The organism is Kitasatospora sp. NPDC101235, from assembly GCF_044767505.1.
Lineage (GTDB): Bacteria > Actinomycetota > Actinomycetes > Streptomycetales > Streptomycetaceae > Kitasatospora.
Window position 1 is genome coordinate 276,304 of sequence record NZ_JBIWNZ010000004.1, and the last position, 14,700, is coordinate 291,003.

At 74.0% G+C, this 14,700-nt stretch carries 10 protein-coding genes; 2 read left to right on the forward strand and 8 right to left on the reverse strand.

The window, feature by feature from the left end; translation table 11 throughout:
• The first annotated feature begins 79 nt into the window (after positions 1-79).
• Positions 80-628: a PaaI family thioesterase gene (locus ACIRRH_RS10040; protein ID WP_403064403.1), complete on the forward strand. Its 549-nt coding sequence runs from the start codon at positions 80-82 to the stop codon at positions 626-628.
• Between the two features lie 180 nt (positions 629-808).
• Here the strand turns inward: ACIRRH_RS10040 and ACIRRH_RS10045 are convergent, their stop codons facing one another.
• The 3 genes from ACIRRH_RS10045 to ACIRRH_RS10055 all read right to left on the reverse strand — a co-directional run bounded on the left by ACIRRH_RS10045 (position 809) and on the right by ACIRRH_RS10055 (position 3,839).
• Positions 809-1,807, reverse strand: a complete 999-nt coding sequence (locus ACIRRH_RS10045) for a YdcF family protein (RefSeq protein WP_403064406.1) — start codon at positions 1,805-1,807, stop codon at positions 809-811.
• Between the two features lie 108 nt (positions 1,808-1,915).
• A complete protein-coding gene (gene pip, locus ACIRRH_RS10050; protein WP_403064409.1) occupies positions 1,916-2,878 on the reverse strand; it encodes a prolyl aminopeptidase in 963 nt (320 codons plus the stop codon).
• 283 nt (positions 2,879-3,161) lie between these two features.
• On the reverse strand, positions 3,162-3,839 hold the full coding sequence (locus ACIRRH_RS10055; protein ID WP_403064412.1) for a TetR/AcrR family transcriptional regulator: 678 nt from the start codon (positions 3,837-3,839) through the stop codon (positions 3,162-3,164).
• Positions 3,840-4,058: 219 nt separating this feature from the next.
• On the opposite strand from ACIRRH_RS10055, the gene ACIRRH_RS10060 reads away from it, so the two are divergent.
• A complete protein-coding gene (locus ACIRRH_RS10060; protein WP_403064729.1) occupies positions 4,059-5,609 on the forward strand; it encodes a DHA2 family efflux MFS transporter permease subunit in 1,551 nt (516 codons plus the stop codon).
• Between the two features lie 32 nt (positions 5,610-5,641).
• On the opposite strand, the gene ACIRRH_RS10065 is transcribed toward ACIRRH_RS10060, so the two are convergent.
• From ACIRRH_RS10065 to ACIRRH_RS10085, 5 genes are all read right to left on the reverse strand, one after another.
• Entirely contained in the window at positions 5,642-6,457 is an 816-nt protein-coding gene (locus ACIRRH_RS10065; RefSeq protein WP_403064415.1) for a lysophospholipid acyltransferase family protein, read from the reverse strand.
• Positions 6,454-7,287: a GNAT family N-acetyltransferase gene (locus ACIRRH_RS10070; RefSeq protein ID WP_403064418.1), complete on the reverse strand. Its 834-nt coding sequence runs from the start codon at positions 7,285-7,287 to the stop codon at positions 6,454-6,456. Before ACIRRH_RS10070 ends, ACIRRH_RS10065 begins: the two co-directional genes overlap by 4 nt.
• A 308-nt stretch (positions 7,288-7,595) precedes the next feature.
• The gene (locus ACIRRH_RS10075; RefSeq protein ID WP_403064421.1) at positions 7,596-8,975 is read right to left on the reverse strand and encodes a serine hydrolase domain-containing protein; all 1,380 of its coding nucleotides are present in this window, start codon (positions 8,973-8,975) and stop codon (positions 7,596-7,598) included.
• Positions 8,976-9,083: 108 nt separating this feature from the next.
• Positions 9,084-10,409: a M1 family metallopeptidase gene (locus ACIRRH_RS10080; protein WP_403064424.1), complete on the reverse strand. Its 1,326-nt coding sequence runs from the start codon at positions 10,407-10,409 to the stop codon at positions 9,084-9,086.
• Between the two features lie 47 nt (positions 10,410-10,456).
• Positions 10,457-14,401, reverse strand: a complete 3,945-nt coding sequence (locus ACIRRH_RS10085; protein ID WP_403064427.1) for a Pls/PosA family non-ribosomal peptide synthetase — start codon at positions 14,399-14,401, stop codon at positions 10,457-10,459.
• Positions 14,402-14,700: the final 299 nt, after the last annotated feature.

A 14,700-nucleotide genomic window follows, 5' to 3' on the forward strand; every position in this document is an offset into this window, starting at 1 on the left:
CTGGCAACCGCCGGGGGCCGTAGCCGCCCTGCGGCGGAAGGCACTTGAGACGAACGGCCGGACCGGGCAGGTTGATCCCATGACCACCGATGAGATCGCCTCCGAAGGCCCGCAGCCCACGAGCGGTCCGGAGCAGCGCACCCGGACCCACACCTGGACGCCCGGCCCGCCGATCGCCGACTACGCCCACCTGACCGGAGAGGAGTTCCTGCTGGAGTGGATCGCCGGGCGGATCCCGGAGCCCTCGATCTGCAGCACCATGGGCTTCCACCTGGCCGAGGCGAAGCCGGGGATGGCGGTGTTCCAGGGCGAACCCGGAGACCACCTCCACAATCCGATGAACACCGTGCACGGCGGCTACCTGGCCACCCTGCTCGACTCGGCGCTCGGCTGCGCCGTGCTGAGCAGGCTGCCGGCCGGGGTGGGCTACACCACCACCCAGCTCAACGTCCACATGCTGCGCCCTCTGTTCGCCGACTCCGGGACGCTGCGCTGCGAGGGTGTGGTGCTGCACCTGGGCCGGACGATGGCGACGGCCGAGGCCAGGGTGGTCGGTGCGGAGAACGGCAAGCTGTACGCACACGCCACCACCACCTGCGCGATCCTGACTCCCCGCCCGGCGTCCTGATCCGGCGTCCTGATCCGGCGTCCTGATCCGGCGTCCGGACCGGGTGTCCTGATCCGGCGCCGTACACACCCGCGACACACCCGCACCGGGGAACGGGCGGGCCCCGGCCGCAGCAGCGACCGGGGCCCGCCCGGGGCAGAGGAGACCCGAGGCGCGCGGCGCCCGGAGTCCGGTGGTGGTTCAGAGGGCCGCGAGCACCCCGCAGAGGGCGATGAAGCCGCAGATCCCGAAGTTGACCAGCTTGTGCGAGAGGAAGATCGCGGCGAACTCGCGGATGGTCGCGCTCGGCCAGTAGTACCGGGCGGTGGGCGAGCCGAAGACGTGGCCGTTGACGCCGGTCTCGCGGGCGAGCAGCGCGGCCCGGAAGGCGTGGAAGTTGTTGGTGACCACGACGCAGCGGTAGCCGGGCTTGGCCTGCTCCATGATGGCCTTGCTGAAGAGCAGGTTCTCCTCGGTGGTGCGCGAGCGGTCCTCCCGCTCGATGTGTTCCTCGGGGAAGCCTCGTTCGACCAGGTAGTCGGCCATCGCGTGGGACTCCGGCAGCTTCTCGTCCGGCCCCTGGCCGCCCGAGGTGATCAGCACCGGCGGGTTGCCGCGGGCGGCCTGCTCCTCGTACACCTCGCGGCCCCGGTTCAGTCGGCTGGCCAGCAGCGGCGGGACACGCTCGCCGCCGATCAGCCCGGAGCCGAGCACGACCACGAAGTCCACGTCCTGGCGCGGCCGGTGGCGGCCGTAGAGGAAGGCGTAGCCGACGAAGCAGGTGAACAGGAAGGAGACGTAGCCGACCACCAGGACCGCGGTGCCGGCAAGGGCGGCCAGCTGCCGGGAGTGGATGACGAGGGCCGCGACCAGCAGCCCGATGACCCCGAGGATGCCCAGCCCGGCGAGCAGCGACAGCAGGTTCGCCGGTCGCCTGCCCTCCTTGCGGATCATGGTCAGGCCGTTGGCGAGCAGGAACCAGACCAGGGCCGCCGTGCCGAGGGCCGGGAGGAGGACGATGACCGCCGCCACGAGCGTGACCACCATGCTGGGCGCCTTGCGGAGTTCGGCGAGCATGGCGAGGGAGAGGAGGGAGACGGCGATGCCGAGCAGGACGGCGTTGCTGAACTGGCGACGGTCGCGTAGTACCCCGATTCCGAACAACAGGAAGAACAGGGCGGCTGGGGCATAGGCGATCATGTGTCAATATCGTAGGGGTAGTCCACCTGGACGAACCGCTCGGGCGCCCGGAGGCGTCGAGGGCCCCGGGGGAATGCCCGGCTGCGGCCCGGGCCGGTCCGTCGGAGCTCAGGCGAAGCGCTCGATCGCGGCCAGGACCGCTTCACTCATCAGTGGGCTCCCGGTGTGCCCGGCCTCGTCGATGACCGTCAGCCGGGCGTCCGGCCAGACCTTGGCCAGCTGCCAGGCGGTGTGGACCGGCCCGCCGAGGTCCAGTCGGCCGTGGATCAGCTCGCCGGGGATTCCGGCCAGCCGTCCGGCGTCGCGCAGCAGTTGGCCGTCCGGCAGGAAGGCCTGGTGCGAGAAGTAGTGCGCGGTGATCCGGGTGAAGGTCATCAGCGCGTCGGACGGGCGGTCGGTGTACGCGTTCGGCTTGCCCAGCGTCTCGTGCGAGATGACCGCGTCCTCCCAGGTGGCCCAGGCGTTGGCGGCGGCCCGCCGGACCGACTCGTCGGTGCTGTTGAGCAGCCGGCTGTAGGCGCAGAGCAGCTCGAAGGTGTCCCCGGCCCGGTCGGCGGGCGGCAGGAAGTCCCGGAACTCCTCCCAGGGCCCGGGCAGGAAGCGGCCCACGCCCCGGTAGAGCCAGTCGGTCTCCTCGGGGCGGGTCATGGTGACCCCGCAGATCACGATCGCGGAGACCTGTTCCGGGTGGGCCTGCGCGTACGCGAGGATCAGGGTGGAACCCCACGAGCCGCCGTACAGCAGCCACTTGTCGATGCCGAGGTGCTCGCGCAGTCGCTCCATGTCGGCGATCAGGTGAGCGGTGGTGTTGTGCTCCAGGCTGGTCGACGGGTCGGCGGCGGGCGGGCGGCTGAGCCCGCAGCCGCGTTGGTCGAACTGGACGAGGTGGTAGCGCTGCGGGTCGAAGTACCGCCGGGAGCCCGGGTTGTGGCCGGAGCCGGGCCCGCCGTGCACCACCACGGCCGGCTTGCCCGCAGGGTTGCCAGAGGCGTTCCAGTGGATCCGCTGACCGTCGCCGACGTCCAACAGGCCTTGCGCGTAGGACTCGTAGAGGGGGTACGGCTCGGGCATCGGTGACTCCTCCGTGGTCGTACGGGCGGGTCCGAGGAGCCTATCCCGGTGTCGGATCCCGAGGTTCGGATCCCGAGTTTCAGCCCGAAGGCGGCGTCGAAGGACGCGTACCCGACGCACAGGATCAGCCAGACCTCCGGCGCCCGGTCCTCGGCCATGCCCCGCCCTCCCGGTTCACCCGCTCTTGAGTCGGCGCTGATCGTACCGGGTGGCCGGAACGTTGCCGCAGGTCCGGAGGTCGGGCGGTCGGGCGGTCCGGAGGTGGGGCGGTCGGGAGTTGGGCTCAGCGCCGCTCCGGCGGCAGCAGGGCTGCGAGGCCGTCGAGGATCCGCTGGACGCCGAACTCGAAGCGGGCGTCCATGTCGGGCCCGGTGAGGTGGTCGGCCAGGTCCGCGAGATTGGGGTAGGCGTCCGTGGGCAGGCCGCGGAAGAGGTCCCCGGCGGCGTCGGCGATCTCCCGGCGGCTGGTGCCGAGCACCTCGGCGGCCGAGATCGGTGACTGCTCCTGGAGCACGAAGCCCTGGACGAAGGCACCCAGCAGGTAACTGGCCATGGCCGTGTCGGCGTCGCAGAACCCGGCGGAGCGGAGCCGGTCGAGCTGGTCCTCCATCAGGTTGAGCAGGCACGGTCCCGGGGCCAGGCGGCCGGCGACGACCTTGGCGGCGTCGCGGTTGTCGAGCAGCAGCCGACGGTAGCGGAAGCAGTAATCGTGCAGTTCCGTTCGCCAGTCGTCCTGGCGGGGCGGGGGTTCGGCCGAGGCGAGGAGCGCGTCGCTGAGCAGGTCGAGCAGCTCCTGCTTGTTGCGGACGTGCCAGTACAGCGAGGCCGCCTTGACGCCGACCTCGGCGGCGACCTTGCGCATCGACAGTCCGTCCAGGCCGTCCCGTTCCAGTACGCGCAGCGCGGCCTGGGTGAGGGCCTCCCGGGTGAGGGCGGGGGTCGCGTCGTCGTTCTCCGGCATGGCTGTGCGGAGGCCTCCAGCGGTCGGGCGGACCGGTGCGGTCCGCGGATCAACAGTGTGGGGGACCAACAGTGCCACGACCCGCTCCGGGGGCGAACCCCGAGGTCACGGATATGACTTGCGATCTAACGGTGTTAGGGGCAGTGTGTGCGTGTCACATCAGGCCCTAACACTGTTAGGGGCGAGCGATCGGGAGGGATCTCCATGGGGGAGTCGAGCATGCGCCGGAAACGGCTGGCGCTGTTGACGCTCTGTATTGCCATGTTCATGGCTATGTTGGACAACGTCGTCGTCAATGTCGCCCTGCCCCGCATCGGGCAGGAGCTGGACGCCGGGATCAGCGGCCTCCAGTGGGTCGCGGAGGGCTACAGCCTCGTCTACGCGGCACTCGTCCTGACCGGTGGCGCGCTGGGCGACCGCCACGGCCGTACCCGGATGTTCGTGCTGGGACTGGCCCTGTTCACGGTCGGCTCGGCCGTGGCCGCACTCGCCGGAACGATCGGCGTGCTGGTCGCGGCCCGGATGGTCCAGGGGGTCGGGGCCGCGCTGCTCACCCCCGGCAGTCTGACCCTGCTGGGTCACGTGTTCACCGACGAGCGCGAGCGCGCCAAGGCCATCGGCGTGTGGTCCGGGGTGTCCGCGATCGGCCTCTCGATCGGCCCGGTGATCGGCGGCCCGATGGTCGAACACCTCGGCTGGGCCAGCGTGTTCTGGATCAACGTGCCGATCGGCGTGGCCGGGGTGCTGCTCGCCGCCAAGGTCCTTCCGGTGATCCCACCGCGCGCCCGGCGGGTCGACTTCGGCGGGTTCGTGCTCTCGGCGGCGGGCCTCGGCCTGCTGGTCTACGCCTTGATCGAGGGCCCCGTACGCGGCTGGACCGACCCCAGGGTGACCGGCTGTGGCGCTCTCGCCGTCGTCCTGCTGGCCGCCTTCCTGGTGCTCGAACTGCGTCTGGCCGAGCCGATGCTGGAGCTGCGGCTGTTCCGGGACGGTGTGTTGAGCGGTGCGCTGCTCAGCGGGTTCATGGTGAGCTTCGGGATGTTCGGGGCACTGTTCTTCCTGCCGTTGATGATGCAGGGCGTGCTCGGCTGGTCCCCGTCCGGCGCGGGGTACGGCGGGCTGCCGATGACCGCGATGCTGGTGATCGCGGGACCGCTGTCCGGCCGGCTCGCCGCCCGGTACGGCCCCCGGCTGCCGATGGTGTTCGGCCTCGCCCTGTGCGCGCTCGGTCTCGGCGGGCTGTCGCTCTACGGCGACCATGCCCGCTACCCGGAGTACCTGTGGACGCTGTTCACGATGGGCTTCGGCATGGGGCTGACCTTCACCCCGGTCTCGGTCGTGGTGTTCCAGAGGGTGGCCCCGGCGCAGACCGGGATGGCGTCGGCGACCGTCAACACCCTGCGCGAACTCGGCGGTGTGCTCGGGATCGCGGTGCTCGGCGCCGTCCTGACCAACCGGATGACCGAGGAGCTGACCTCGGCCCTGCACCGGCTCGGCGTCCCGCCGGAGGCCGTCGGCCCGACCGCGGACGCGCCCACCGGTGCGGCCCATGGTGCCGGCGGCGCGGCCGGAGCGCTGCTCGAACCGGTGCGGCAGGCAGTGGACGGTGCCTTCGTCGACGGCATCCACCTCGCGCTGCGCTGCGGGTCGGCCGCGCTCGCCGTCACCGCCGTCCTGGTCGCCGTCCTGCTCGGACGGGCACGCCCGCTCGCCCCGGCAGTCCCCGGTGAGTCGCAGTCGGAGGACCTGGCCGGGGCGGGCGTCGCCTGAGCGGCCGGCCCCGGTGGCGGAGCGTCAGGAGATCAGCGGATCCCCTCCACCGCCGCCTGCGCCGTGCGGGCCAGCTCGCGCCGGGCACCCGCCCGGCTGGGCTGCGGGCCGGGCGGCGGTATCGGCGGCAGGAAGGTCACGTCGGCGACCAGCCCGCGGGCCGCGACCACCCGGGCGAGCGAGGTGAGCAGCCCGTCGTCCCCGATGAAGGCGGGCACGCTGGTCGGTCGTCCGTCCGCCAGCCGGTAGCGGATCGTCACTGGCTGGACGTCGGCACCTGCCTCCACCGCGGCCTGGAACAGCGCGGGCCGGAACCGGCCGCTCTCCCGTCCGCACCAGGTCGACCCCTCCGGGAAGACGATCACCGGGTGCCCGGAGCGCAGCACCCCGGTCACCGCCGCCACGGTGTCCGGCAGCGTCCGCAGCCGGTCGCGGTCTAGGAAGACGGTGCCGCCCCAGGCGACCAGCGGGCCGAGCACCGGCCACTGCCGGACCTCGGTCTTGGCCAGCGACCGGCCCGGCCGCCCGGCGGCGAGCAGCGGTACGTCCAGCCAGGACACGTGGTTGGCCACCACGAGCACGCCGCCGTCCGCACCTCCGCCGGGAGGCCCGGCGAGGTGGACGGTCACCCCGAGGGTGCGCAGCACCGCTCGTGCCCACAACCGGATCAGCCGGGTCCGGGCACGGCAGGGGAACAGCCGGACCGGCAGGCTGAGCGCGACCCCGGCCAGCACCGCCGCCAGACAGGCCGCCAGCCGCAGTGCCCGCCGGGGGTGCGACACCTCCGGCGAGGCGTCGGCCAGGCAGGTCTCGGGCCGGCATGTCGCCGTGGGCAGCCAGACGCTCATGACGAGGCGCCTGCGGCGGGTACGCCGGACAGGAAGTGCCGCAGGTAGCGCGGGTCGGTACGCTCCAACGACAGCAGCACGTACAGGTCGGCGCAGTCGAAGTCCGGGTCGTGCGCGGGCTCGCCGCAGACCCAGGCGCCGAGCCGCAGGTAGCCGCGGAGCAGGGCCGGCAGCGCACCCCGCTCGGCGCGCGCCACTCCGGTGGCGTCCCAGCGCCGGTGCGGGGTGACCCGGTACTCCTCGGGTGCCAGGTGCTTGGCGCTGACGGTGTCCCAGACCCGGGCCGCGGTGGCGCCGCCGTCCGCCAGCTCGATCGAGCAGCAGCCGCCGACCCAGGTGTTGCCGGTGTCGGCCAGGTAGCGCGCGATGCCGCCCCACATCAGGTTGATGACGGCGCCGTTGCCCCGGTGGTCCGGGTGGATGCAGGAGCGCCCGAGCTCGACCAGGCCGGGGCGGACCGGCGCGAGCGCGGAGAGGTCGAACTCGCCGTCCGAGTACAGCCGTCCGGCCCGGCGGGCGGCCTCGGGGCGCAGCAGCCGGTAGGTGCCGACGACAGCGCCCTGCTCGCCCTCGCGGACCAGCAGGTGGTCGCAGTACTCGTCGAACGGGTCGACGTCCAGGCCCGCGACCGGGCTGTGCAGCACGGCGCCCAGCTCGGTGCCGAAGACCTGGTGGCGCAGCCGCTGGGCAGCGCGCACGTCGTCCTCGTCGCGGGCGAGCGAGACGGTGTACGCGGCCGGGGCGGCGGGCCGGGGGCGGGGCGCGGGGACCGCCGGGGCGTCGTGGGCGGTGGTGACTGCGGACGGAGTGTACGTGGGGACGGTGGTCATGGCGGACCCTCCAGGGCAGCACGATCGGCGGTGCCGTGGATCACCAGGGCACCGTCCCGGTCCGCAGGTGGTTGGGCATGGACGCGAACCGGTCCCCGTGTTTCTCTCCGAGCCGGTTGGCATTCATGTTGCGGCCCGGGGGAGCGCAGATGTGCACCTGTTGAATGGGACCACCCGTGGCCCGGCGGTCACCGGCCCGGCACCGGGCGCTCGTCTGCCGGAGGTGGACAACACGCGCCACGGGGGCGTACGGCCGCACCGCACACCCCCGTCGTCACGCCTCCGGTGCCGCGATCGCGACGCGCGGCTCAGACGGCCCGCCAGCCCTCCGGATCGACTCCGCCCGGGACGGTGCCGCCCGGGCCGTACGGCTCGCGGGTGTAGACGAAGGAGCCGATGTCGAGGTGGCTGACCGTGCCGTCGGGGTGGCGGACCACCCGCAGGGTCTCGCCCGCGTAGTAGTTCTCCAGTCCGGTCCAGGTGCCGTCCGGCTCGGGCCGGAAGCGCGAGCCCCGGCCGGCGCCGGTGAGCGGGGCGAGCTCCAGCACCCGCCCGGGCCGCAGCCGCAGGGCGGCCGGCGCGGCGCCCCAGTACCAGGGGCCGGTGAGGTCCAGCAGCTCCGCGTCCACCTCGGACAGCGGGCGCCACGGTTCGGGCAGCCGGGGCTCCAGTTCGGCGGTGAGCGCGATCAACTGGACCGCCAGCGAGGCGGCGCTGGCGCCGCTGGTGGCGTTGGAGAGGGCGTACGCGGCCAGGCCGTCGGCCTCGCTGATCCACAGGCCCGCCGTGAAGCCGGGCATCGAGCCGGTGTGCCCGTACAGCAACCGGCCCTCGTGGCGGCGCAGTTGCAGGCCGAGGCCGTAGCCGCTGGTCCACTCCGCGTCGTCCGGGGCGACGGCCGGGGTGCGCATCTCGGCGAGGGTGTCGGCGGACAGCACCTTGTCGTCGCCCGCCGTCAGGAACGCCGCCCAGCGGGCCAGGTCGGCGACGGTGGACCAGAGTTGGCCGGCCGGGCCCATCAGACCGGTGTCGGTGAGCGGCTCGGGCAGCAGGACGTCGGCCCACGGGTGGACGGCGAAGCCCCCGGCGTGCGGGTGCTCGGGCAGCAGCGTGGTGCGGTCCATGCCGAGCGGGGCCAGCACCTCGCGGCGCAGCGCCTCGCCCCAGGGCTCGCCGCGCAGCTTCGCCACGAGCGCGCCGAGCAGCGCGTAGCCGGGGTTGGAGTAGTGGTGCACCCGCCCGGCCGGGTGCTTCAGCGGCTGCTCGGCCTCCAGGATGTCGCCGAGGCCGGGCCGCAGCGAGCCCTCGGTCCGTTCCCACCAGGGGCCGGGGGTCTCGGCGGCCAGACCGGCGGAGTGCGAGAGCAGTTGGGCGATGGTCGCGTCGTCGGCGGGGGTGCCCGGCAGGTGGCGGGCGAGCGGGTCGGCGAGGTCGAGCAGGCCCTCGTCGCGCAGCCGCAGCACCAGCACGGCGACGAAGGTCTTGGTGAGCGAGCCGATCCGGTACTGGACGTCCGGGGTCGGTGCGTGACCGTCGATCATGCTGCGGGCGCCGCTCCACACCGGCTGCCCGTCGCGCAGCACCCCGGCGACCATCGAGGGCGTGCGCCCCTCGGCCTGGGCGACGGCGAGCCGGTGCAGCAGGGCGCGGCGGGTGGCGGGCAGCAGCTCGCCGGGCAGGTCGGTCATGTGGGCTTCTGGACTCATCGACATGTGCACGGAGAGTAGCCCAGCCCGGCCCCGGAACCGATCGAATAATCCGGCCCCGGGCATCCGGTCCCGACCCCGGTGACAGGCTCAGTCCGGCAGCGGCGGCAGCTCCGGCCGCTCCAGCCAGGCCTCGAAGAGCGGTCCGAGCGGCGCGGTGGTGTACCGGGCGGCGTGCGCGCGCAGGTCGGCGGTGGCGACCACGCCGTGCCGGTTGGCGCCGGTCCAGTCCCGCAGCATCGCGAAGAACGCGTCCTCGCCGAGCGTGCGCCGCAGCGCGTGCACGACCAGTCCGCCCCGCTGGTACAGCCGGTCGTCGAACATCAGCTTCCGGCTCGGGTCGCCGAGTCGCAGGTCCTGTGGCAGTCCGGCCAGCAGCCGGTGCGCCGCGGCGGCGTGCACGGCCGCGCCCGGGCCGCCGGCGTGCTCGGACCAGAGCCACTCCGCGTACTTGGCGAAGCCCTCGTTGAGCCAGATGTGCCGCCAGTCGGCGATCGTGACGCTGTTGCCGAACCACTGGTGGGCCAGCTCGTGCGCGATCAACCGCTCGCGCTCCCAGCCGCCGCCGAGGTGGTTGGTGCCGAAGGTGGCGACGCCCTGGGCCTCCACCGGGACGTCCAGCTCCTCGTCCGCGACGACCACCGCGTACTCGCCGAACGGGTACGGGCCGAAGACCTCGCCGAAGTACGCCGCCATCTCGGGCTGCCGGGCGAAGTCCCGGGCGAACGCGACGGCCAGCCGCTCCGGCACGTAGCCGGTCTGCGGTATCGCCGGGCGCACCGCCAGCGGCACCGCCCGGTAGTGCCCGATCGACACCGTCACCAGGTACGTCGGGGTCGGCGCGCTCTGTTCGTACACCCAGGTGGTGCTGGACGCCCTGGTGGTGCGGGTCAGCAGCCGGCCGCTCGCCACCACCGTGAACGGGGACGGCGTGGTGACGGCCAGTTGGTAGGTCGCCTTGTCGGAGGGCCGGTCGTTGCACGGGAACCAGGACGGCGCGCCGACCGGCTGGCTCGCCACCAGCGCGCCCTCGGTCAGCTCCTCCCAGCCCAGGCCGCCCCACGGGCTGCGCACCGGGCGGGGGTTGCCGGTGTAGTGCACCTCGACGGTGAACGCCGCGCCCGGCGCGAGCGCCTTGGCCGGGCGGATCCGCAGCTTGTTGCCGCGGTGGGTGTAGCGGGTGGCCCGGCCGTCGACCAGCACCCGTCCGATCCGGAACTCGGCGAGGTCGAGCGCGAACTCGGCCAGCGCCGCGTCCGCCACCGCGCTCAGCCGGGCCGAGCCGGCCAGCCGGTTGGGCCCGGGCCGGTAGTCCAGCGCCAGCTCGTAGCGGTGCACCCGGTAGCGGTGGTCGCCGCTGTTCGGGAAGTACGGGTCCGGGGCACCGGCGGCCGCGGGGACGTGCTTGGGCTTCACGGGGACGTGCGCTTCCTGCGGGCCGGGACGGGGGGACGGGGAGGTGGTCACGACGTGGTCTGCCACGCCTCGATCGGGTTGCCCAGCCATCGCGTGTCGGCGGGGACGGACTCGGCGCGCATCACCAGCGAGGCCGGGCCCAGCGTGCTGCGCGCGCCCACCGTGCTGCCGGGCAGCACGATGCCGCCCGGGCCCAGGGTGGCGCCCTCGCGGAGGACCACAGTATCCATCCGCATGATCCGGTCGTGGAAGAGGTGCGTCTGCACCACGCAGCCCCGGTTGACGGTGACCCCGTCGCCGAGGGTGACCAGGTCCGCCTCCGGCAGCCAGTAGCTCTCGCACCAGACCCCGTGGCCGACGTGCGCGCCGAGCGAGCGCAGCCACAGGTTCAGCACCGGGGTGCCCGGCACCGCGCCGACCAGCCACGGCACCGCCAGCATCTCCACGAAGGTGTCCGCCAGCTCGTTGCGCCACACGAAGCCGCTCCACAGCGGGTGCTCCACCGCCCGGAACCGCCCGACCAGCAGCCACTTGGCCGCCACCGCGACCAGGCAGGCCAGTGCGCCGGCCGCCAGCAGCACCAGGCCGGAGAGCAATGCGGCGAGCACGGGGGATCCGGCCGCCAGCCAGGACAGCGTCGCCGCCGTCAGCAGGCCCAGCGCCCCCGAGGCGAGCACCGGTACCAGCCGGGCCAGCTCGACCAGCCCGCGTGCCCACAGCAGCCGGGTCGGCGGCTCGTACGTCAGGCTCTGGTCCGCCTCGTCCACGGCGCGTGGCAGACGCACCGGCGGCATGCCCAGGTACGAGCTGCCCTTCTTCGCCTTCGCCGGCGTCGCCGACAGCACGCCCACCAGGCCCCGCTTGGGCACCGAGCGGCCCGGCGCGGTCATCCCCGAGTTGCCGAGGAAGGCCCGGTCGCCGACCTTCGCCTGGCCCAGGCGCATCCAGCCGCCGCCCAGCTCGTACGGCGCGATCAGGGTGTCGTCGGCCAGGAACGCACCGTCCCCGACGGTGGTCAGGCTGGGCAGCGCCAGCACCGTGGACACCTCGGCGCCCCGGCCGACCCGCATCCCCAGTGCCCGCAGCCACAGCGGGGTGACCAGCCCGGCGTACAGCGGGAACAGTACCTCCCGGGCCCGGTCCATCAGCTGGGTGACGGTCCACGCCTGCCAGCTGACCCGGCCCTGCAGCGGGTGCACTCCGGGCACCAGGCCGAGGCTCAGCAGCCGGACCAGCGCCACCAGCTGCGCCGCGTACACCGCGCCGAACGCCAGGGTGGCGGACAGCAGGCCGAGCAGCGCGCCGCCGAGCGCCGGGCCGAGGCCCGCGCCCTGGTCGACGAAGCGGGAGAGCACGGCCAGCGCGGCCACGGCGGGCGCCACCGGGAGCAGACCGAGCACGGCGTCGCCGGCGCCGTACAGCGCGGCCCAGGCGGGCCGACGGACCGGGGGCTCCTTGGGCCAGGACCACTCGGCCCGGCCCAGCTTGACGGCGGGCGCGCCGCCCCAGCGCTGGCCGGTCGGCACCTGGCCGGTGACGCTGGAGCCGGGCAGCACCTGGGCGCGCTTGCCGACCCGGGCACCGGGCAGCAGCGTCGAACGGGTGCCGACCACCGCGTCGGCGCCGACCTTGACCTGGCCGACCTCCAGCCGATCGCCGTCCAGCCAGTAGCCGCACAGGTCGACCTCGGCCTCGACGGCGCAGCCCCGGCCCAGCTTGAGCATCCCGGTGACCGGCGGCAGCGAGTGCAGGTCCACCTCGCGGGCGACCTTGGCGCCCAGCACGCGGGCGTAGGGGATCAGCCAGGCACCGGACAGCCCGGTCGCGCCGCTCAGCTCGGCGAGCCGCTCGGCCGCCCACAGCCGCAGGTGCACGGCGCCGCCGCGCGGGTAGCTGCCGGGGCGCAGGCCGCGCAGCAGCAGCCGGGCGCCACCGGCCCCGATCGCGAGCCGGCCCGGAGCGCTGTACAGCGCGAGCGCGCCCGCGCAGACCCACCACCACGAGGCGGTGGGCGCCCACGGGTAGTCGCCGAGGTGGGTGAGCAGGTTCCCGGCGGCCAGCAGGGCGACCGTCCAGCGCAGGCCGACCACGGTGAACAGCGGGACCAGCAGGAGCAGCTGGAGCAGCTTGGCCCTGGTCGGCACCAGGGTGACGGTCCGGGCCGCGGCGCTCTCACCGGCGGTGCGCTCCAGGTGCCGGGCGAGCTTGCGCAGCGTCGGGTGCTGGTAGACGTCCAGCACGGCCGCGCTCGGGTAGCGGGTGCGCAGCAGGGTGGTCAGCCGGGCGGCGGCCAGGCTGCCGCCGCCGATCGCGAAGAAGTCGTCGCGCGGGCCGCCGACCCGGACGCCGAGGATCTCCGACCACTGCTCGGCGAGCCACGCCTCGGTGCCGTACAGCTCCTCGCTCGGGCCGGCGGTCTCCAGTTCGGGCAGCGGCCAGGGCAGGGCGTTGCGGTCGACCTTGCCGGAGGTCCGGGTGGGCAGGGTCTCGACGGTCGCCAGCAGCGGGACGAGGGCGGCGGGCAGCTCCGCGCGCAGCCGCTCGACGGCCCGCTCGCGGTCGAAGCCGTCCTGGACCACCAGGTAGCCGACCAGCAGCTGGTTGCCGCCGCGCGCGGTCCGCACGGCGGCCGCCGCGCCCGCCACGCCCGGCAAAGCCTGGAGGGCCGCGTCGACCTCGCCGAGCTCGATCCGGCGGCCGCCCAGCTTGATCTGCTCGTCGGTGCGGCCCAGGAACAGCAGGCCGGCCGGGTCGGCCTGGACCAGGTCGCCGCTGCGGTAGGCGCGTTCCCAGCCCAGCGAGGGCAGCGGCGCGTACTTCTCGGCGTCCTTCTCCGGATCGAGGTAGCGGGCCAGACCGACCCCGCCGATCACCAGCTGCCCGGTGCCGCCGGGGGCGACCGGCACGCCGGCCTCGTCCACCACGGCGAGGTCCCAGCCGTCCAGCGGCAGCCCGATCCGCACCGGGCCCTCGCCGGTCAGCAGGGCGGCGCAGGCGACCACGGTGGCCTCGGTGGGGCCGTAGGTGTTCCACACCTCGCGGCCCTCGGTGACCAGGCGCTGCACCAGCTCGGGCGGGCAGGCCTCGCCGCCGAAGATCAGCAGCCGCACCTCGTTGAGCGCCTCGGCCGGCCACAGTGCGGCCAGGGTCGGGACGGTGGAGACCACGGTGATCTCCTGCTCGGCCAGCCAGGGGCCGAGGTCGGCGCCGCTGCGTACCTGGGAGCGGGGGACCGGCACCAGGCAGGCGCCGTGCCGCCAGGCCAGCCACATCTCCTCGCAGGAGGCGTCGAAGGCCACCGAGAGGCCGGCCATCACCCGGTCGCCGGGGCCGATCGGCTCCTCCTGGAGGAAGAGCGCGGCCTCGGCGTCCACGAAGGCGGCGGCGTTCTGGTGGCTGACGGCCACGCCCTTGGGCTTGCCGGTCGAGCCGGAGGTGAAGATGATCCAGGCGTCGTCGGCCGGGGCGGGGCGGCGTTCCAGGGCGGGCGCCCGCTCGGCGGCGGTCGCCAGGTCGCGCCCGGCGCCGAGCACGGCGGCGACGGCGGCCTCGCCGAAGACCAGCTCGGCGCGCTCGTCCGGGTCCTCGGCGTCCACCGGGACGTAGGCGGCCCCGGCGGCGAGCACCGCGAGGATCGAGACGTACAGGTCGTTGGTGCCCGAGGGCACGCGCACGCCGACCCGGTCGCCCGGGCCGATCCCGGCGGCGGCCAGCCGGCGGCGCAGCTGCTCGACCTCGGCGGCCAGCGCGCGGTAGCTGAGCACGGTCTGCCCGTCGTCCAGGGCGGGCTCGTCGGGGTGGGCGCGCACGGTGGCGTCCAGCACGTCGACCAGGGTGCGCGGGGCGGCGGCCGGGCGGCCGGGGAACAGGGCGCGCGCCGGGTCGGCCGGGGGCCCCGGCTCCACCTGCACTCCCTGCACGGGCTCGGCCTGCGGCGTCGGCTCCTGTGGCGGCGTGGCGTACTGCTCCGGGTGGCTCGGTTCAGCTGTCATGGCAGCCGTGCGCTCCTCGTCCTCGCCCCGTTCCGACCGATGCCCGGCCCCTGGGGCGGCGGGAGCACCGCCTGACCGGGTGATCCCACTCCGGGGCCGGAGCGGACAACCCGACCGATGCTAGCCCCGGGGCGGCGACCGGGCAGGAGTGGAAACTCGGTCCAACTGACGCCGGAATGGCTGAATCTGACGACACGTCAGTTATTAACTGTGGCTTCTCTTCCCTGAAGTGACGAGATGTCAGTCGAGTTGACGGATCGTCAGATCGATTTTTCGATCGTGATCCATGACACAGTGAA